18 protein-coding genes are annotated in these 20,601 nt (G+C 49.8%); 8 read left to right on the forward strand and 10 right to left on the reverse strand.

Features of this window, described 5'->3' with window-relative positions; genetic code table 11:
• The 4 genes from L379_RS04540 to L379_RS04525 are packed head-to-tail and all read right to left on the reverse strand — an operon-like array spanning position 1 to position 2,411.
• A complete protein-coding gene (locus tag L379_RS04540) occupies positions 1–750 on the reverse strand; it encodes an SDR family oxidoreductase (protein WP_017382918.1) in 750 nt (249 codons plus the stop codon).
• Positions 750–1,772 carry an aromatic ring-hydroxylating oxygenase subunit alpha gene (locus tag L379_RS04535; RefSeq protein ID WP_006811913.1) on the reverse strand — a complete coding sequence of 341 codons (1,023 nt, stop codon included), beginning with the start codon at positions 1,770–1,772 and terminating at the stop codon, positions 750–752. The genes L379_RS04540 and L379_RS04535 overlap by 1 nt, the downstream gene beginning before the upstream one ends.
• Positions 1,773–1,782: 10 nt before the next feature.
• Entirely contained in the window at positions 1,783–2,091 is a 309-nt protein-coding gene (locus L379_RS04530; protein ID WP_017382919.1) for a recombinase-like helix-turn-helix domain-containing protein, read from the reverse strand.
• Entirely contained in the window at positions 2,088–2,411 is a 324-nt protein-coding gene (locus tag L379_RS04525) for a Rieske (2Fe-2S) protein (protein WP_003860044.1), read from the reverse strand. The genes L379_RS04530 and L379_RS04525 overlap by 4 nt, the downstream gene beginning before the upstream one ends.
• A gap of 415 nt (positions 2,412–2,826) precedes the next feature.
• Between L379_RS04525 and L379_RS04520 the strand changes: the two genes are divergently transcribed.
• Complete coding sequence (locus tag L379_RS04520; RefSeq protein WP_032655704.1) at positions 2,827–4,038, forward strand: MFS transporter; 1,212 nt, start codon at positions 2,827–2,829, stop codon at positions 4,036–4,038.
• Positions 4,039–4,041: 3 nt separating this feature from the next.
• Here L379_RS04520 and speB read toward each other — a convergent pair whose 3' ends face one another.
• The 3 genes from speB to yqgB form a co-directional block, all read right to left on the reverse strand.
• Positions 4,042–4,962, reverse strand: a complete 921-nt coding sequence (gene speB, locus L379_RS04515) for an agmatinase (protein WP_003860040.1) — start codon at positions 4,960–4,962, stop codon at positions 4,042–4,044.
• A 286-nt stretch (positions 4,963–5,248) separates the two neighbouring features.
• Positions 5,249–7,225, reverse strand: coding sequence for a biosynthetic arginine decarboxylase (gene speA, locus L379_RS04510; RefSeq protein ID WP_017382922.1), 1,977 nt, complete (start codon positions 7,223–7,225; stop codon positions 5,249–5,251).
• An 8-nt stretch (positions 7,226–7,233) separates the two neighbouring features.
• Positions 7,234–7,365 (reverse strand): acid stress response protein YqgB, encoded by a 132-nt coding sequence (yqgB, locus tag L379_RS25265; protein ID WP_057979949.1) that lies wholly within the window; start codon positions 7,363–7,365, stop codon positions 7,234–7,236.
• Between the two features lie 660 nt (positions 7,366–8,025).
• Here yqgB and metK point away from each other — a divergent pair.
• The 7 genes from metK to L379_RS25280 all read left to right on the forward strand — a co-directional run bounded on the left by metK (position 8,026) and on the right by L379_RS25280 (position 15,490).
• Positions 8,026–9,180 carry a methionine adenosyltransferase gene (gene metK / locus L379_RS04505; RefSeq protein ID WP_003860037.1) on the forward strand — a complete coding sequence of 385 codons (1,155 nt, stop codon included), beginning with the start codon at positions 8,026–8,028 and terminating at the stop codon, positions 9,178–9,180.
• 659 nt (positions 9,181–9,839) lie between these two features.
• Positions 9,840–10,946, forward strand: coding sequence for a hypothetical protein (locus tag L379_RS04500; RefSeq protein ID WP_001567866.1), 1,107 nt, complete (start codon positions 9,840–9,842; stop codon positions 10,944–10,946).
• A 38-nt stretch (positions 10,947–10,984) separates the two neighbouring features.
• Complete coding sequence (locus L379_RS04495; protein WP_001567865.1) at positions 10,985–11,533, forward strand: winged helix-turn-helix domain-containing protein; 549 nt, start codon at positions 10,985–10,987, stop codon at positions 11,531–11,533.
• 131 nt (positions 11,534–11,664) lie between these two features.
• Positions 11,665–12,753: a multiubiquitin domain-containing protein gene (locus L379_RS04490; protein ID WP_032654972.1), complete on the forward strand. Its 1,089-nt coding sequence runs from the start codon at positions 11,665–11,667 to the stop codon at positions 12,751–12,753.
• Positions 12,750–14,120: a ThiF family adenylyltransferase gene (locus L379_RS04485; protein WP_001567863.1), complete on the forward strand. Its 1,371-nt coding sequence runs from the start codon at positions 12,750–12,752 to the stop codon at positions 14,118–14,120. Before L379_RS04490 ends, L379_RS04485 begins: the two co-directional genes overlap by 4 nt.
• A complete protein-coding gene (locus L379_RS25275) occupies positions 14,120–14,461 on the forward strand; it encodes a ubiquitination-like system serine protease family protein (RefSeq protein ID WP_071992888.1) in 342 nt (113 codons plus the stop codon). The genes L379_RS04485 and L379_RS25275 overlap by 1 nt, the downstream gene beginning before the upstream one ends.
• Before the next feature lie 732 nt (positions 14,462–15,193).
• On the forward strand, positions 15,194–15,490 hold the full coding sequence (locus L379_RS25280; RefSeq protein ID WP_071992889.1) for a helix-turn-helix domain-containing protein: 297 nt from the start codon (positions 15,194–15,196) through the stop codon (positions 15,488–15,490).
• Positions 15,491–15,524: 34 nt separating this feature from the next.
• Here L379_RS25280 and gmtX read toward each other — a convergent pair whose 3' ends face one another.
• The 3 genes from gmtX to gmtY are packed head-to-tail and all read right to left on the reverse strand — an operon-like array spanning position 15,525 to position 20,298.
• A complete protein-coding gene (gmtX, locus tag L379_RS04480; RefSeq protein WP_032654975.1) occupies positions 15,525–16,202 on the reverse strand; it encodes a gamma-mobile-trio protein GmtX in 678 nt (225 codons plus the stop codon).
• The gene (locus L379_RS04475; RefSeq protein WP_032654977.1) at positions 16,202–18,841 is read right to left on the reverse strand and encodes a gamma-mobile-trio integrase GmtZ; all 2,640 of its coding nucleotides are present in this window, start codon (positions 18,839–18,841) and stop codon (positions 16,202–16,204) included. The genes gmtX and L379_RS04475 overlap by 1 nt, the downstream gene beginning before the upstream one ends.
• Positions 18,841–20,298: a gamma-mobile-trio recombinase GmtY gene (gene gmtY, locus L379_RS04470; protein ID WP_032654980.1), complete on the reverse strand. Its 1,458-nt coding sequence runs from the start codon at positions 20,296–20,298 to the stop codon at positions 18,841–18,843. Before gmtY ends, L379_RS04475 begins: the two co-directional genes overlap by 1 nt.
• Positions 20,299–20,601: the final 303 nt, after the last annotated feature.

Below are 20,601 nucleotides of genomic sequence, written 5' to 3' on the forward strand. Positions count from 1 at the left end.
TTAGTTAAAGACAAAACCGCCGTTGACCGGGATCAGCTGTCCGGTGATAAACCTCGACAGATCGCTAAGCAGCCAGACCACGCTGCCGGTGACATCTTCCGGCTGCTGCGCGCCGGTTAACGCGCGTCCGTTTTCGTAGAGCTGATGCCGTTCGGCGGGGACATATTCCGTCGCCTCGACGCGGGTTAGCCCCGGTGCGATGGCGTTGATCCGGATACGTTTTTCCCCCAGTTCGCGCGCCATTGAACGGGTCATGGCAATCACGGCCCCCTTGCTGGCAACGTAGGCCATCAGGCGCGGCGCGCCCCACAGCGCGGTGTCGGACGCCACGTTCACAATGCCTGCCCCTTCGCGCAGCAGCGGCACGGCGGCGCGCGTCACCAGCCAGGTGCCTTTGACGTTGACGCTCATCACCCGATCCCAGAGATCCGGATCGTAATCAAGCATGTTTTTGCCGCCCACGCCCGTCGCCATCGCCGCGTTGTTCACCAGGCCGTCAATCTGCCCCTGCTCGCCAATGGCGCTGAACACCTGGTCGATAGAGTGCTGATCGGCCAGATCGATAACGTGCGATTCGATCGCATAGCCCTGCTCGCGCAGCCGGTGGGCACTCTCGGCCAGCTCGCCTTTGAGGATGTCGCACATCACCACCGCCGCGCCCTGCTCCGCGCAGGCCTGGGCAAAGTGGTAGCCCAGCCCGCGCGCGGCGCCGGTCACCACGATGCGCTTGCCGCTCAGCAGCCCATTCATCAGGCGGCTCCCTGCTGTGCTTCACGCATCGCCAACTGCTCTTTGGCGGCCTTTTGCATCATGCGGCGCAGGCGCGAGAGGCCAACGTCATGCTGATACAGGTATTCATGATCGCGCGCGTTTGGCGCCAGGCTCTCCAGCACCACGCGGTCCTGCTCCAGCACTTCCCAGTGCAGTTTTTCCAGACGGTTGCGGTACATGAAGCGCCACATATCGCGCTGCCAGCCCTGCACGCGGCGGATACGCCAGAAGAAGACGCGGCAGTTGTCGTTATCTTCCGGCACCACCATGCCGACGATAAAGAAGTGGCCGCCCGGTCCGAAGCGCTTCTTGTACGGAATGGAGAGGCGCATCCAGCAGGTGCCGCTGTTGCCCAGCTCCACCCAGTCAAAATTGACGCCGCTCTGCCCTTTCTTCTCGAAAATAAAACCGGTTTTGGTCGGCTGGAGCACCATGTCGGCCTTGCGATCCCCTTCCGCCATCGAGTGCGACGAGGAGTGCAGATAGGTGCCGTGCATCGGGTCCATCACGTTTTCCAGCGCGTACTGGTAATTGCATTTCCACGCGGCGGTGCAGAGGAAGTTGCTGAAGTTTTCCGTGTCGGCGAGTTCATCCGGGAAGGTCAGTTCGTCCGGCTGCTGGTCCGCGGTGACGCCAAACCACAGGAAGATGGCGCCGTGCGCCTCCTGCACGTTATAGCTGCGCACGCACTGCTGGCCGACCAGCGGACATTTATCCACGGCGGGCACGTCTTTCACCTCGCCGTTGCCCGCCACCTCTACGCCGTGATACCAGCAGGCAATGCGGTCCCCGAGGTTCCAGCCCATCGACAGGCGCGCACCGCGATGCGGACAGCGGTCCTCCAGCGCCTGAACCTGTCCATCTTTATTGCGCCAGACCACAATCTGCTCGCCCAGGCGGGTGATGCCCACCGGCGCAGACTGCACTTCCCAGCTCGCCAGCACCGGATACCAGAGGCCGCGCAGGCCTTTATCAAGATAGTTTTGTACGGTCGTCGTCATCGCGTTGCCCTCAGTAGCCGTTAACCTGTAAGAATGCCTGGAAGCTGGCGTCGCTCCACGGCTCGCCCTGCTGGTCGTGCATACGCACCGCGTTCAGCCCGCTTACCAGCTCCGGCAAGGTTTCAACGCCCTGCTCGAAGAGATCTTCCAGCGTCGCAATCAGCTTCACTTCCCAGCTTTCCGGCTCGCGGCTGCGGGTCTGCCAGATCAGGTTGGTGTAATCACCCGGCTTATGAATGGCGCCATTACCGCCCTCTGCCGGCGGGGTAAACTGGCGGCTTTCCGGCAGCGCCGGGTTGTAGTTCAGCGTGTCGCTCATGCCACGGTCTCCTCAACGAAGGTAATCTGAATCTGGTTTTCAAAAACCCGAACCGGGTAACGATTGAGGTTGCGTCCTCCGGGGCCGTGCAGACACTGGCCGGTTTTGACGTCGAACACCGCCTCGTGCAGCGGGCATTCCACCTTGCCGTCTTCCACGAAGCCCTGACTCAGCAGGGCATAGGCGTGCGGGCATACGTCCTCCAGCGCGTAATATTCACCGTCGATCAGGTAAACGCCGATCTCTTTACCGTCGACGTTGCCGCTAAAAGGGAAATCTTCCTGTACTTGTTCTGCGTCACATACGCCTATCCAGCTCATCACGATCCTCCAGGCTTTTGTTTCATATATGAAACTCTGTTTCTTATTTAATACGGTCAATATAAAAGCGATGAATGTTTCGTCAAGCGACAATGTGACGAATTTGTTAATCGATCGGCAATTAATTAACTAAGTGTGCAAGGGATCACGAAAAAATGCAGCGATATGAAATTTTCATTATTGCAGCGTGAGAAATAGTTTTTTTTAATGGTCTCTTATTTTCAATAAAACAGATTGACTTCTTTTCTTTTTACTCTCTAAAAATAAATGAACGTTACCTCTATCGCGTTTCACCTGTGAAACTTATTTTTTATTTATCTTTATTAAACAAAGAGTTTCACAGGCGAACCATTTTAGCTCCGTGACAATCACATTGATGAAAAATATAAGTTACAAAAAACGTAAGGCGGACATGATGACGGCAAGATGGCAAGGCACGATTGCACTTTTATTACTCATTATTATTTCCTACGTCGATCGGGTAAATATCTCGGTAATGATTTTAAACCCGGAATTTGCCGAACATTTTCAGTTAAATGAAAACAGAATGTTACAGGGCCTGCTCATGACCTGCTTTCTTCTGGGTTATGGATTTTCCGCTTTATTATTAACGCCGGTTATTGAAAGCAAACTTCATTATCGGCAGGGATTATTAAGCAGCATTGCGATTTGGGCCGCGGTCTGCGCGGCTTCACCTTTGCTCGGCTCGCTGACGGGAATGCTCATCGCCCGCGTGATTCTGGGGATCGCGGAGGGACCGCTTTTTTCACTGAAAACGCGCTTTATCAGCGATAACTTTAGCGCGCAAGAGATCGGCAAACCCAACGCCGTGACCGCGCTGGGCGTCTCGCTCGGGCTGGCCGTGGGCTTTCCGCTGGTGACCTGGCTGATGTCGCATCTCGGCTGGGCCGGGTCGTTTTACGCGCTGGCGGTGATGAATCTGGTGTTGGGCGGCGGGCTCATCTGGCGTTTTCTGCCCGCGCCACACAGCCCAGTGAAGATGAAAAAACCGGGGTTTGTTCACACCTTCACGCTGGCCTGGCAGACGCCGCTGCTGGGCTGGATCCTGCTGGTTGAAATCGCCACGCTGAGCTATCTGTGGGGCAGCAGCGCGTGGCTGCCCGCATGGCTGCGTGACGAGCACCACTTCTCGCTGCACGCGACGGGCATGCTTGCGGCGGTCCCCTTCCTGCTGAGCCTGGGGTCAAAGTTTCTGGGCGGCGTGCTGCTCGACAAAATGCGGCCGGAACAGGCACCGGTGCTGTTTGTGGTGGGCGGGGCGATGACGGCGCTGTCCGTGGTCGCGCTGATGCTCAGCCATCAGCCTGCATGGCTGGCGCTCTTTATGCTGTCTGCCAACGTGTTCTGGGGACTTCAGGGAGCGGCTATTCCTGCGGTAATCCAGCATCACGCCGCCCGGGACGCCGTGGGCAGCGCGTACGGCATTATTAATGGGATAGGCAATATCTGCGCGGCGTTTATTCCGCTGCTGATGGGGATGGTGATGAGATCGGTGGGGTCGGTCAGTTCAGGCTTTTCGGTGCTGGTCGTCTCGCAGGTTGTCACCCTGCTTGCCGGGGGAATGTTGCTGCTGCGCATGCGGCGCGCAGCAGCAATCAGCGCGTAAGGCTTATTCGCCTTTTTTCGCCGCCTGGATGTAGAGCATTTCCAGCGCCAGGGTCGCCGCGGCCAGCGCGGTGATCTCGGACTGGTCATAGGCCGGAGCTACTTCCACCACGTCCATCCCGACGATGTTCAGATCCTTCAGGCCGCGCACCAGCTTGATGGCGCGGTCTGATGTCAGGCCGCCGATCACCGGCGTACCGGTACCCGGTGCGAATGCCGGATCAAGGCAGTCGATGTCGAAGGTCAGGTAGACAGGCATATCGCCGACGATCTGCTTAACCTGAGACAGAATATCGTCCACGCCGCGATCGTTCACCTGGCCCGCGTCGAGTACGGTGAAGCCGTTGTCTTTGTCGAACTCGGTGCGGATGCCGATCTGCACGGAGTGGTTTGGATCGATCAGGCCTTCTTTCGGCGCGGTATAGAACATGGTGCCGTGGTCGAATTCACAGCCGTTCGCGTAGGTGTCGGTGTGCGCATCGAAGTGCACCAGCGCCATTTTGCCGAAGTGCTTCGCGTGGGCGCGCAGCAGCGGCAGGGTCACGAAGTGGTCACCGCCGAAGGAGAGCATGCGTTTACCGGCCGCCAGCAGCTTCTCGGCGTGCGCCTGCAATTTTTCGCTCATTTCACGCGCGTCACCGAAGGCGTACACCAGATCGCCGCAGTCCACCACGTTCAGGCGCTCGCGCATGTCGAAGTTCCACGGGAAGCGGTTGTGCTCCCAGGCCAGGTTGGTGGAAACCTGACGGATCGCCGCCGGGCCATGACGTCCACCCGCGCGACCGGACGTTGCCATGTCGAACGGTACGCCGGTGATCACCCAGTCCGCATCGCTGTCGTACGGCTGGAAGTTCATCGGAAGGCGTAAAAAACCAAACGCGTTAGATACCAGAGAGTTATCGTACTGATGACCTAAAGTGCTCATGTCCTGACCTCTTATAAAGTCGATACATTAAAAACAGATGAAAAAAAATCCCCTCCGCGTCGTTAAACCCGACGAGGAAGGGATTGATTCGTAAATCGCATATTGGGGCGAATTATCGCCGTTAATCCATATGGGTTCAAGTGAGTATAGCATTCTGCCGGATGGCGGCTTCGCCTTCTCCGGCCTACATTCATAGGCCCGGTAAGCGCAGCGCCACCGGGCATCGGCGGCACAGCGGCCTGATGCCCTCACCCCGCCCCTCTCCCACAGGGAGAGGGAGGTTTTCTTACTCGTCTTCCAGATACGTATACCCGTACAGACCCGCTTCAAACTCTTCCAGGAACTGCTGCTGCAAGGCATCGTCCAGACCGGTGTTTTTCACCTGATCGCGGAACTGGGTGAGCAGTTTTTTCGGATCCAGCTGAACGTATTCGAGCATGTCCGCCACGGTGTCCCCTTCGTCGGACAGCTCAACCTCCACGCTGCCGTCAGGGAAGACAAACACGTCAACCGCTTCGGTATCACCGAACAGGTTGTGCATGTTACCGAGGATCTCCTGATACGCCCCCACCATAAAGAAGCCCAGCATTGGCGGGTTCTCCGGATCGTACTCCGGCATTGGCATCGTCGTTGCGATACCGTCGCCGTCGACGTAGTGGTCGATTGCGCCGTCGGAGTCACAGGTGATGTCCAGCAGCACGGCGCGGCGTTCCGGGGCGTGGTTCAGCCCTTCCAGCGGCAGAACCGGGAACAGCTGGTCGATACCCCAGGCATCCGGCATCGACTGGAACAGGGAGAAGTTGACGTACATTTTGTCCGCCATACGCTCCTGCAACTCGTCGATAATCGGACGGTGCGCGCGGTTGCTCGGGTCGAGCTGTTTCTGCACTTCGTGGCACATATTCAGATAGAGCTGCTCGGCCCACGCGCGCTCTTGCAGGCTGAAGGTGCCTGACGAGTAGCCGACGTGAATATCGTGCAGGTCCATCTGGCTGTCGTGCAGCCATTCGCGCAGGGAACGACGCGTGCCCGGCTCGTGCATCTCCTGCCAGGTTTCCCACATGCTTTGCAGGGAACGTGGGGCATCGTCTGCCGGAGGCGTGGCTTCGGTGATTTCGCTACGCTCAACGCCGATGATGTTAGAGACCAGCACCGTATGGTGCGCGGTGACCGCGCGGCCGGATTCGGTGATCACCGTCGGGTGCGGCAGGCCGTGCTCTTCGCAGGCATCGCCAATCGCCCATATGATGTTGTTGGCATATTCGTTCAGGCCATAGTTTACAGAGCAGTCAGACTGCGAGCGGGTCCCTTCGTAGTCCACGCCCAGGCCGCCGCCCACGTCAAAGCACTGAATATTCACGCCGAGCTTATGCAGCTCAACGTAGAAACGCGCGGATTCACGCACACCAGTGGCGATGTCGCGAATATTGGCCATCTGCGAGCCGAGGTGGAAGTGCAGCAGCTGAATGCTGTCCAGACGACCGCGCTCGCGCAGAATTTCCACCAGCTGAAGCACCTGGTTCGCCGCGAGGCCGAACTTGGATTTTTCACCGCCGGAAGACTGCCATTTACCGGAACCCTGCGACGCCAGTCGCGCACGCACGCCAAGGCGTGGGATCACGTTCAGACGCTCGGCCTCTTCCAGCACGATCGCGATTTCGGTCATCTTCTCGATCACCAGATAGACCTTGTGGCCCATCTTCTCGCCAATCAGCGCCAGACGAATGTATTCGCGGTCTTTATAGCCGTTACAGACGATCACCGACCGGGTCATGCCCGCGTGCGCCAGAACCGCCATCAGTTCCGCTTTAGAGCCTGCTTCCAGGCCCAGCGGCTCGCCGGAGTGGATCAGGGACTCAATCACGCGACGGTGCTGATTGACCTTGATCGGGTAAACGAGGAAATAGTCGCCGTTATAACCATACGATTCCCGCGCGCGTTTGAACGCGGCATTAATAGAACGCAGGCGATGTTGCAGGATCTGCGGGAAGCAGAACAGTGCAGGCAAGCGCTGACCCTGCGCTTCACGGGTTTTCACCAGTTTAGCGAGATCCACGCGCGCTTCCGGGACGTCCGGATCCGGGCAGACACTGATGTGGCCCAGCTCGTTAACGTCGTAGTAGTTATTGCCCCACCAGGCAATATTGTAAGTGCGCAGCATCTTGCTGGCTTCCTGGGAGCTCATCGCAACCTCCTGCATAGAACGTAGTACACCCTGTTCGCCTGCTGACGAAGGCGAAAGCGAAGACATGTCGTCAGACATAGCGAACCTCAACTCTTTGTATTAAGTGTAAAACAGTTGACTACTATCGCAGCGTTATACGGCGATAACAACCCATTAACGGCTCCATTTCCCAGCAGAGTATGCTGAAATCCAGACCGTGCGACCGGTTTCTTATTCATATCATTGTAAAACACGTATCCGAACTCTGTATGACAAGGTTCGGCGAAACCACGAGAAAACTCCTGTATTAACAAGAGCGCCCTTGTTCAGTTTTCACAAAGCGTGACCGGCTCTGGAATCCTGAGAAGCACCGAGATGGGTATAACATCGGCAGGTGTTTAGACCAGAAGTGCGGGTGGGAATCAAATGCGCGCCAGAACGGCTGCGCTGAATGAGCGGAAAACGATGGTTCATTATCTCGTATCACCTCCACGGCCGCCTCTGCTGAAACGGACCACAAGCCAAAGCTAAAAGTTCACTGCTTAACCCGGCTGGAAGTGGCGACACGATGTGTTCATCGAGCGCTTATTTTATATGAGCCGCGCGCCGCGTTTTATACCGAGAAGGTCGCTAAAAAGCAAAACAAAAATGCGCATGTTGCCAGCGTCGTCAGGAAAAATTTCCAGCAGCGTTTTCAACACAGTGAGAGGTGAGTCAAAAAAAACTGGAAATCAGGTGAAGAAGTGACCTAAAATAGACGTCCAGATGTTAATCCATCCATACCGATTAACACTCAGACTGCCAGTGTCAAAATCCTGTAGGCCTTGGTAGAATTATCTCCTATGGCTATTCCACACAGCAGCTTGAGCTAACCAAATTCCTCTTAGGTGAAATAAAACATGGCAAAACACCTGTTTACGTCCGAGTCCGTATCAGAAGGACATCCTGATAAAATTGCTGACCAAATCTCCGATGCGGTGCTGGATGCGATCCTCGCGCAGGATCCAAAGGCGCGCGTAGCGTGTGAAACCTATGTCAAAACCGGCATGGTTCTGGTTGGCGGTGAGATCACCACCAGCGCATGGGTTGATATCGAAGAGATCACCCGTAACACGGTGCGTGAGATTGGCTATGTACATTCTGATATGGGCTTTGATGCCAACTCCTGCGCCGTACTGAGCGCGATTGGCAAACAGTCTCCGGACATCAACCAGGGCGTTGACCGTGCCGATCCGCTGGAACAGGGCGCGGGTGACCAGGGCCTGATGTTCGGCTACGCAACCAACGAAACCGACGTGCTGATGCCAGCGCCGGTAACCTACGCCCACCGTCTGGTGCAGCGTCAGGCTGAAGTGCGTAAAAACGGCACCCTGCCGTGGCTGCGTCCGGATGCGAAAAGCCAGGTGACCTTCCAGTATGACGACGGGAAAATCGTCGGTATCGATGCAGTGGTTCTTTCCACGCAGCATGCTGAAGAGATTGACCAGAAATCCCTGCAAGAAGCGGTGATGGAAGAGATCATCAAGCCGGTTCTGCCAACTGAATGGCTGAGCTCTGCGACCAAATTCTTCATCAACCCAACCGGACGCTTTGTTATCGGCGGCCCAATGGGTGACTGCGGTCTGACCGGTCGTAAAATCATCGTAGATACCTACGGCGGCATGGCACGTCACGGCGGCGGCGCATTCTCCGGTAAAGATCCGTCTAAAGTTGACCGTTCTGCGGCGTACGCTGCACGTTATGTAGCGAAAAACATCGTTGCTGCCGGTCTGGCTGACCGCTGTGAAATTCAGGTTTCCTACGCTATCGGCGTGGCTGAGCCAACCTCCATCATGGTGGAAACCTTCGGGACTGAAAAAGTGCCTTCTGAACAGCTGACCCTGCTGGTGCGTGAGTTCTTCGACCTGCGTCCATACGGTCTGATTCAGATGCTGGATCTGCTGCACCCAATCTACCAGGAAACGGCTGCATACGGTCACTTTGGTCGTGAACATTTCCCATGGGAAAAAACCGACAAAGCCGCCCTGCTGCGTGATGCTGCCGGTCTGAAATAATCGACTGCCAGTAGCTTAAACAGGCCAGCATACTTGAGTATACAGTTGATAGGGTGTTTATTGATTGTGGCTTGAAAATAATGATTACATATCAATCTGTTGGCCTGCATCTTAAGAGTACACACTGTGTATATTGGTGTGTACGATTTTCTTCCTAAAGATTTCAAAGGTGGCGGTCCTGTTGCCTCATACACCTTACTATTGTGTCTTAATAATGTAACTATTCACATTTAAACTAAATGAATATCATTAGTATTAGGCGACAATAACTCAGTCCGGCGTGTTGCCTAATAATGATTTTTTATATGCATATCTCCTTCATATTTTCTGTTCTATTGCTCGCAATTATTCATCACATTTATTCAGATCCCATGCGTAAAATGCACTCAGGTCACTAAACAGGCATCCCTCGTCTACTCATCAGTTGATATTGATATGAAGTGTTACTACAGATACTCCAGGCGCTGAGATGTAAAGGACTCGCAGGATCTGCATTTTTATCTTGTCGGCTGTTTACCTCGAACCGGAGCACCACATATAATTATCGCTTTGTTACATCAGATGCACCCCTCTGCTCTTTCTCAGCCTGTGAATTTTTACAGGGGGCCGGTAGTTGCCGGACAGGGAAAGGAATAATTTCTCTTTAAGGATTTTATCGAATGCTGTTCGATACAGAGAAAATCAAAGAGCTGCTTCGGGAATCTCCCGGCCTGACAGGCAAACAGATAGCTAAAACTCTCGGATATGCTGACAAGTCAGCCCTGAATTCATTTTTATATAGCCATGCAGAGGGACTCAAACGGGTCGAATGGAAATGGTATGTTGACGATGAATATGTTCTGGTTCTGGATGGCGACGCCTGGATCGATGAAAATATTTTTGAAGCTAACTTATCAGCTTCGGGATGTCTGTTGAGCGCATCTGCGCGCAGATGCAGCATAAGCTTCCCGGAAAGTTGCTCTATTTTATTGGCGGCTGGAGCAAGGATAATTGCATTGGCAAATCAGGCTGCATATTCTGGAAAATCCATAGAACTCGATTTTAGCAAATGCCCTTCTGCGAAAAACTACCTGAACCGGTTAGGTTTTTTTGATCATTTGCATCCTGATGTGTTAGTCAAGCCTGAGAGACCAACGAATTCAAGGGCACAACGCTATCAGGGCAACAGTGACAATCTGGTTGAGATAGCCTCTATAGACCTTGATGATTTTGATAACTCTATCCCTGTAAAGTTAACTAAGAAGTTTGTAGTCCATGCCGGCCAAAAGTACTACATGGCGGTGTTCACCATATTTTCAGAGCTGATTGGTAATGTCCGGGATCATAGTGAGAGCCCTATTCCTGGGTTTGCAGCATTACAGTTATATAAAGGTAAGAGGCGCCACATTCAGACCGTCATTTCAGATAGTGGTTTGGGTATTGCCACGACATTGAAACGTAATCTTAAAAAACATTATCCTGAAATTTTCGAGGAACTGGAGTCATCAGGCGAAGATGCTGATTTATTCTTGGTTACCCATGCGCTTAAAAATGGTGGGTTGAGCCAATTTGGGTCTGCACCTGACGAGGCAGCTCGGGGACTGGGTCTGAAGCGTTCTCAGGATCTGGCCGCAAAATATGATGCTGTTGTACTTGTCCGACAACCTGACTTTGAGTTGAGAATTACCTACAAGAATGGTGTTATAACAGAAATTACCAGCAAAAAAAGGCTCGCGTTGATTAAGGGCACACAAGTTTGCTTTGATTTTTTCCTGGGCTATGATTAATATCATCTCCTTAAATTAACCATAAGAAGCAGGATTGTATGAAAGTCAAACTGCTGGAACTCACTGAAAACAATAACCATCCATTTGGAAATGTTTTGGGGCGGGAAGTGTTTAAGCGACTTCAAAATGTTGTTGACTCAAACCCTGGCTGCAAGTCTTTTGAAATCTCTCTTGAAGGAATTGTGGCTACCGATTCCTCTTTTCCACGTGAAAGTGTCATTGCGCTTGCAAAGCAGCTTTGTGGGGAAAAGTATTTCTTTATCACCGATGTCAGCTCAACAGATCTCATCGATAACTGGGACTATGCTGCCATTGCAAAGCAACAGTCTATGATAGTGGTTTTGGCTGGCGGAGTGCGGGTTATTGGCCCTGAAGCGAAAAGCTCAACAAAGGCGTTGCTTGACGTCGTGTTAGGACGTAATGGCGTCAGTACGGCAAATGTCGCTAAGTCTCTCAACATATCAGTTCAAAATGCGAGCACAAGGCTAAAAAAACTTTCCAGTGAAGGGGTTATCATGAGGTCTGAAGTGTCCTCACCAACAGGAGGCATTGAGTTTATATACTCCGGTCCAAATATTTCCGCTTAAACAGCTTGATTTAACCAGATTACCGCATGTATAGTTACCGCAGTGGTTCAGTTTTTTTCTGATACCTGGTTAAACAGCTTTATTTAATGAGATTCTGAAGCGCTACTGCTGAAGAAATCCTGGAGATATTTATGCAAGAGATTCGTTTCCAACACCCCCACGACCACTTCATTGAGGTGGCAGATGCACATCTCGTTTTCCGTCAGGTCGCGCTTGAGGACCGTACACCAAACGGTTCACAGATTTCTGCTGCATCAGGTTTTAAACCAGATCAAATGCCTGTTGTCCTGATGTTTCTTCCGAATGGTTCACTGGAAGATATCCGTCCTGATGAAGTTGTCCATCTTGGCTCTGATGTTCGCCGTTTCATCGTTATTGAATCAGATCGCACGTATTTTTTTACAATTGACGGGGCACGTCTTGAGTGGCCATGCCGCTTTATCACTGGTTATAACGTCCGTAAGCTCGGAAACATTGACGACAATAAAAAACTTCTTCTTGAACGTGAAGACGAAGCCGATCTTGAAATACAAAATGACCAGATTATCGATCTGGATGGTGATGGGATTGAGCATTTCATCAGCAGAAAGGCAACGTGGAAGCTGAATGTTCAGGGTAAGGAATTTACTTTTGATACCCCGACCGTTGTCATCCGAGATGCCGTTATCCGGGCAGGGCTGAATCCCAATCAGGCATGGCATATCTTTCTCAAAGTTGAAGGGCAGCCAAAAGTTGAGAAGAATATTGATGATGTCATCGATTTGCGCACGCCCGGGATAGAGAAACTGCGACTTACGCCGAAAGATGTGAACAATGGCGAAGAGTCCCCTGCCAAGCGCCGTGAGTTCAGTCTTCTACCCAGTGATGAGCGCTATCTTAACGAAATGGGGTATTTTTGGGAGACCAGCCTGAACGGCAATGCACGATGGCTGATTATTCACGGTTTTGAGGTGCCGGAAGGATATAATCTTCAACAGGTAAATCTGGCGCTGTCGATAACATCTGGCTATCCCGTAAACATGTTGGATATGTTTTATGTCTTTCCACCATTGGCTCGGGTCAATGGCGTCAACATTCCGGCTACGGAAGCTACGGCAGTTATTGATAATGTTGCGTATCAGCGATGGTCTCGCCATCGCTCATGGGATCCTGAGACCGATTCAGTTATTTCTCAACTGGCCATGGCTGATGGTTGTCTGCAAAAGGAGGTGGAGCAATGAGCCACGGAAGTCGTCTAATCTTAACTCAGGAACTCCATACCTCTCTGAAGAAACATCTTTTTCCAGGAGACGGAAAAGAGGCTGCTGCAATCCTGGTGTGTAACCGTTATGAAGGAGTTCGTCTGAAGCTCATGGCAAAGGAGCTAATTCCGGTTCCATATGAAGAGTGCGTATCCAGGACGAGTGACTTTATATCATGGCCTGGTAGCTATCTGGAGAAAGCCATTGATGCCGCTGAAGAAACTTTAATGACTGTTATTCTTGTACATTCACATCCCGGCGGTTTGCTTGAATTCTCGGATACGGATGATGCAAGTGATGCTCAGACGATGCTTTCTCTTTATCAGGGCGTTGACACTGTTCATGGTTCAGCAATTATGGTCTCTGAAGGAAGCATGCGTGCACGGCTCTATCGTAAGGGGAAATACGCTGAGAATGTGGATTTAGTAACTGTCGCAGGTGATGATATTCACTACTGGTGGGATGGTATTTATGAGTTAAGCCAGCAACCGATAGCTTTTACATCGGGTATGACTGACACCTTTAACAAACTTACCGCAGCTATCATTGGTGTATCTGGCACAGGTTCAATTGTGGCCGAACAGGTTGCCCGGCTAGGATTTGGGGAAATAGTTCTTATTGATCATGATCATATTGAAAAGAAAAATCTGAACAGGATCCTGAACTCGACTCTTGATGATGCCCTGAACGGCCGGTCGAAGGTTGATATGTTTGCGCAAGCTATTCGCAATATACGGGGAAAAGATATTGCCCAACCCATTCAGGACACCATCTTCTCGCGAGAAGCCGTTCTGTCAGCGGCAAATGCAGATGTGATTTTTTGCTGTGTTGATACTTTCCAGGCTCGGATGATTGCAGATCGCATTGCTTCGTCATTTTTAATCCCACTGCTTGATGTGGGTGTAAAAATACCAACGCATGTTGATCCTGAGGATGGAAGAAAAATTACGGATGTCACGGGACGGATAGACTATGTAAAACCCGGTGGCTCTACGTTATCTGATCGGCATGTATACACCCCGGAGCTTATCTACCGTGAAAACCTGAGCGAAGAAGAGTATGACGAGCAAGTCGAAAGAGGTTACATCACAGGGCTACAGGAAGAGGCTCCAGCTGTAATAACACTGAATATGAGGGCAGCGTCAGCATGTGTACTGGAATATATCGCCAGATGTTTCCCTTTTCGTGAATACCCTAACAAGGGATATGCGCGAACGTTGTTCAGCCTTTCTGGCGTTGAAGAGGACTATATCGATGAAGATGCAATTGCCAGGGCTCCCAATCCCCGTATAGCCGCTGGCAGGAAAGAACCACTTTTGGGTATTCCTGAACTGGGAGATATGTAATGTCTTTTTTCAACAAGGTTCTTTATTATTTTCTACGCAAGTTTGAATATTTACTTCCGGCAAGGCAACTGATTATCGTTAATGAAGATTCATTACCGGATAAGATGCCTCTTCGTTCCATAATTCTCGCCAGAGAGGGCACGGAGGATTGGTGTATTGGATTTAAGTGTCCCTGTGGATGTGAGCGAACCATTGAGTTACTGGTTATAGAAGAAGCCAACCCCAGATGGGATTATGCTCTTGACGATAACAGCTTACCTTCCCTGTATCCTTCTGTATGGTTAAAAGATGGTTGTCAATCTCATTTCTGGATAAAAAAAGGAAGAGTTGTTTGGGTTTGATTTCTAACTTTTGAAAGGAAAAGGCAAATTATCCAGATAATAAAAATAGAGCCTGTTCATGCACTTGTGAGTAGTTTTTAACTTAGGGACACCCTGAGCAAAAACAATTTGCAGGTTTAATCAGGTCTAAACAGCCAGTTTCAAAGCGATTCATTTCAATCATGTATTTTTAAATCTCATGACGAGACTCTGAATTTAATTTAGAGAGTCTTTTAATATTTACTTTGTGAATTATTGGATGGTATTTTAAATATAATAAATTGCTTTCTATCAGAGAACTTATCTGTCCATCCATGGGGGAAGTGCTTCGTCGTTACGCGGGTCACAGCGCTTGCCCTGCTAACCGGCAGAAAGTTTAACTCGTAGTGACAACTGCCCACGCGATACGCACAAGGCGCGGCTGACTTGCGCTATTCTCCATCCTTAGGCAACAAGGACGCAGGCGCTATCCATTTTAACGAGTGACCGCAATCCACGCCTTCTTTCAGGATCTCTTCCTCCATACTGCTTAAGTTCTCGCAAACGAACTATTCACCTTTAGAGATCCTGCAACATACTGATAATGTTCTCTGAGTCGAGCATCATGCAGAAAGCCCTTTCAATAAGGGTTTAAGTGCTACTACATGTTTGTTTAACAATTTATAGTTTGTATTCTTGTTTTAACACCCTGTACGTTGTTAAATGAGACTCCAGAAGCATGTTTCAGACGCAACAACGCGTGGTTATCTCAAAATGAATACAGCCTATCCGATAAAGCATCTTGATCATTTACGTCCAATATTGATTGGTTTTCGCAAAGTTAATGGGCTCACACAGAAAGCTATTTCAGAGCGATTAGGAGTGTCGCAGCAAGCTTATGCACGTTTCGAATCCAATCCATCGAGTGCCAGTTTTGAAAGGCTATTCAGAGTGTTTACTGTTTTAGGGATTGAGCTTTCTTTATCTTCGAACAAACCTTCAACTCCAGCTTCCTCAACAGAAGAGAAAGACAAATATGAATTTTCTCCCGCCAGACGGGAGAAATGGTGACAATTATGTGGGATGCTTACATAGCCATTTGCCGTTATTCATCTGCCACATCCAATAACTTTCGAAGCCCTGTGACAAAACCTCGTGGAAAAACTTCACTGTTGTAGTCCGTGTCTTTTACTTGCCCGGCCTGGGTAATCTGCCAGTTGTTCTTATCCATGCATTCCTCAGATATGGAATACGCCAGGGCTTTCTTTTCTGAGTGAGTGAGAATTCCTGACAGGGACGGTAATACCTCCACCGTAGATTCTGGTGTCGTATGAAACTGCCGCACGGGGCGTTTGTCGATGATGATATTGGCATGTTGTTTGAGCAGATTTACTTCATTGCGGTAGCGGTTACGCTCGGCAATGATTTGGCCAAACAAGGCGCGTACCGCCAGGTCCGGGATGCGCTCTAAAAGCTTATAGTCTGCGGGAACAGATTTAGACCGGGAGGTACCGGATAATGGCTTTTGGATACTGGTATTACACGTGGCTGCCCAGGCCTTTATCAGTGTGCGGTAATGCTCGTTACGGGTTGCCCGCAGGGCTTCATAAGCAAGACCGCCATCGGCAGCGGACACCAACCCAATTTTTGTGATGGAGAAGTCTCGCTGGCCTGATTCAGCATATTTCTTCAAGGTGTCATTAAGCTTTTCAAGGTTCTGCTGAGTCCGCTTTACTTTGCCTTCTTTCAAATCAGCAAGAATGATATCAATATTTAATTCCATTAGTTCTCCAGTAAGTCAGGCAGGGCAATGTGACTAAGGTGAATGGCTTTGCTGGTAAGGGCCTGAATCCCTTCAGAAAAAAGGTTATTATTAGTCAGGTATTCACTTGCCTCAATATAACCGACCACCTTGCGGTATCCTTCAAGTTTATCGTCAGGATCAGCTATTTTAGCCATCTGGCGCAGCATTGCGTTGGCAGCAATAAGCTGCTGTTTATCGTCCATTTCCATAAAAACAGGCTCAAAACCTTTTTTCATTAATACCCGACTCAGCTGCACAGAACGCTTTTGAATGACCGGTGTTTTGCGAAGTTCATCCAGCAAATCTGGATAGAACTCAGCATCCTCGCACAATAAGGACAGATGCAATAATTCCGAGTCAGTTTCGATAAACTTCAGAGCATGACAAACGTCCTGCTCTGAACCAACCGCAATCAATTTATCTTTGAGGTCGCCGTCTTTCCTGAGTTCTTCGACACGAATGATTTTGTTAATAAGTTCAAAACACGCAATCCAGTCTTTCGTATACTCATCTGCTTCTGCTTGCTGTATTTCATAACGGCGCTGTAGTGCCTTCAGTTCATCATGTCTGATAAAGGGTTTTCCTTGTTCCTCAAAGAAAAACTGTTCATCTTTAAGTATGTCCAGTTCACCTTCAATTTCCACAGATAAGGCAGAAGCCTGGTGTGCCCTGTAACTCAGCTGGTTAAATTGGGCATTGAGCGCAGGAAGGAACCGGGCCTCAGTGATAAACCATCGACAACGAATGCAGTTTTGAGGGCCATGGGGGACACTTTCATAAATACGGCTGGCAGCGGAGCCTGAGTCTTTCATCAATACCCCACCATTCCAGCATCCTCCTAGGGTATTAATTTCATCAGGCTTCACGGTGTTACCTCCCATCAGGCACAGCCCACACGAACGCTCTTCCCAGCCAATCGGGTTACGATTAACCAGAGCTGTCTGAATACTCCCCTCGCTGTGATATGCCATCCTGCACTGAATCTGCTCCATTGAAGCATCTTTGAGAAAGTTGCGAACCGACAGCCTGGATTTAGCATCCAGAGTGTCATGTGCTTCGCTCATTTTATCTGCCATGACAGAAGGTGTGATTTTGTTGTAATAGATGGTCATCAACAGGCGAGTATGGCCTGCCAGGAGTTTTGAAATCACAGGTAATGGCAGTTGTGTGTCCATTGTGTACGCAGTGATGAGAGAGACACGCAGGCTGTGAAGAGGAAACAGCGTAGCTGTACCTTTCATTCTTCCCTCGGGATAATCCACAACCAGCTTTAAACGCTCGTCGTTATCCAGGGTATCCCCGCGGGCTGCGAGTTGATTTTCTAATTCAAGCAGCAATTGATACCAGAATGAATCTGACGCGTTATAAGGAATAGGTTTTTGTTTATCCTCGCCTCTGGCAGATGCGTCACGGAACAGAAAAGCGATTTCTCCCATACTTTTCAGTTGTCTGTCTGATCCCTGGTGGTGTATATGCTTTCTCAGCAGCAAAGTACATTCGGTAGGCTTCGCAATCGGATTGTATTTTTCTTGCCAGTTCCTCAATTTCTCCAGCCAGTACAGCACTTCTTCGTTTTGCCACGGTATGATGTAACCACGTTCCAGTTCATTTTTATTCTGGTCAGCAGTCTTGTTGGTATTGATGTACAACCCCGTCGAGTATAGTCCAGTCATGGTATCGTAAATCCGACGGAATATGCCTTTTCCAAATGGGCGCTTTGCACTGCCAAGGGCGAAATCATGTCGAGTGTTAAGAATCCATCGACCATTTTCATAGCGCCACGTATCAGCTTCTCCGCTGTCCAGCATACGAACCTGCGAGGAACGAAGAGGCAGGTGGAGCTTAATGAAAATCATCATTGCTTTTACAGGCGACCAGATTTGATAAAGGGTGATTTTTTTACCTTTACGGGTCACTTCTCTGGTACGCCATACGCAGTCGGGGTCATTTTTATCAATCAGTTCTGGCCCGACTTCAAACCAGTCGCTTCCAGCATGCTGCGCCCAAATCCAGTATTTAAAGTGACGGTAATGCCAGGCAGGAAGTAATTTTTCTTCCTGTTTAAGATTCTGACCGATAATGGTGAGTTCAGTTTTATCCGGTAATGGACAAAGGATCTGGCGCAGGTTCTGAATATAGCGATATGGTAAGGGGTTGCGCACTGTTTCTGTAGCAACATATCCTTTTTTAATTTTTCGGAGTGGATTTAAAACCAATGGAACTAAATTGCCATAGTTATCTTTTTCCGAAAAAACGTCTCTGACGACAAAATCAATGAATTCATAAGCATAGTTCATGCCTTTTTGAATGTTCGCGGATGCGACAACAGTGCTCCTTATAATTTGCTCAAACTCTTCACTGGAGCACTTATGTCCCTGGTAGCCTTTAAAAAATAATGACAAATCACTTATTGCATACGGGGCGTGCTCAGCAATATAGGACTCAAAGAAGCGTCCCAGGGCCTCGCGTTTATCACTTATACCGAGGGTTTGTGTTGCCATCCACTTTGCTGCCAGCTCCTGCCATTGCCGCCATTCTGCTCCAAGCGTAGTCAGCATCCATAAGAAAGCTAAATCGGATGTACGCCCATCATTTTTTTTGCTTTTTGGTGGCAACATTATTTACCTCTCAGCTTTGGATTCCGGCCTGTGAAATAACCCTGCGGGTCAATGTCATTAAAGCCATGTTCAGTTAGAGCTTTCCAGTCAAGAATTTTGACTTTCGAATCAGGGTTTGCCAGCAGCAGTGTAGCTTTAGTGAGTTCGTCCGAAATTTCTTTCTGACCTTTGCCTGTATATGGGATTTGTGAATCCAGAGACTTGTGATGCATGCAACGGCGGATCACCAGCGGGCTCAGCCCTGAACGTTCTAATCGTCTTCCGTAGTTATGTCGATGTCCGTGAGGGCCTAAACCTTCTGCCTTGTTTGGTTCTAAACCAATTCGTTTTAATCCATTGATGTAGTTGTCATGAAAAGCGGAAATTGTGTAAGGGTTACCGAGGGCGCTGTGATGAAAAGAAATGAATGCATAAGGGTGGTGACAGTCGATACTGGCGCGATACTTTTGATAGTTTTTCCATAGTGACATAAACACTTTTCCATAGTCGGCAGGAAACCACTGAACCTGTAGGTAATTATCTTTATGATCAACCACGCGGTTCTTCCAGCCAAGTCGGGCAGTTCCTTTCATTCGCTGTCGTGGTATCCGGGCATATTGTTCTTTTAAATATGCCGCTCTGGTTGATGCACCAGAGCGATTACGCCAACCTTCAGGGGCCTTACCATCAGTCTCGTTATAGATCCTGACCACAGCACTGTCTGGGTTATACGGGTCTTCAAATACATCCGTCACCCAAAGTGTTAACGCCTCACTTTCGCGCACCCCACCACCGTGCATAAGCAGAAGAATTAATTTATCTCTTAGTGCCACTCGTGGATCGCCAGAGCCACCAACACCACACATATAGAATTTTTCCCAGTGCATTTCGGGAAATGCGATAGCATCATGTTCAGCTATTGTGAGAGGAGTACGGCCTTTGATCGTTCTAGCCTTACGGATGGTTTTGTTGACAGTTTTATCTTCAATATGACCTAAAAAATCGTTCTGATTTTTGCGATACCATGCGGCGTAATTTAACCTCTGTTCATGCCGGGTCGCTTCACACAACGGATTCACAGGCTCTACACCTTGTTTGTGTGCCAGCCAGTCGGTGAAGGCAGTCAGTCGTTGAATATGTTTATTCACGTTACTGGTTGAGGCCGGCACCCAATACAAACCTGAAGGGTCAATCCCATTCTCGCCAATCGTTCCGGTATATAAACGCTTAGAAAAAGTCTGGAAGAGCAGCATTGGGTCGTCAAAGTCGCCTCTATTTGCCTCCATGTAATCCAGCAATAAGGACACAGCCTGGAGGACCCCATTCATTACCGAGTGGCTTACATCGTCGGCTTCTAACTTAAGCAGGTAATCTGTTACCACACTCAACTCTCCCTGCTCTGTCAGAAGGATAGGGATTTGGCTTTTGATACCAGTGTTATCTTCTACAATCGTTGCCCTGACTTTAACTGATGACAAATCATGTTTTCCTTTAAGTAGAATACACAATACACACTGTATACTTTGCTTAGTTTTTGGGTGAAAAAAAAGCAGATCCATCTGCTTTAGTACACTTTATACACGTTTAAGTTAACTGTATATAACTTTGTGCTGGCCTTTTTTATGTCGGGTGGCGGCTATGCCTTACCCGACCTACGGGTAGTGAGTTTTTGTAGGCCGGGTAAGGCGCAGCCGCCACCCGGCAATGTTTGGAACCGTTTACACCTCACTCTCTATACCCCGCTTTCAGAATATTCTCTTTGCATGAACGCATTTCTTCTG

The organism is Enterobacter sp. MGH 33, assembly GCF_000534535.1.
Taxonomy (GTDB): domain Bacteria; phylum Pseudomonadota; class Gammaproteobacteria; order Enterobacterales; family Enterobacteriaceae; genus Enterobacter; species Enterobacter hormaechei_C.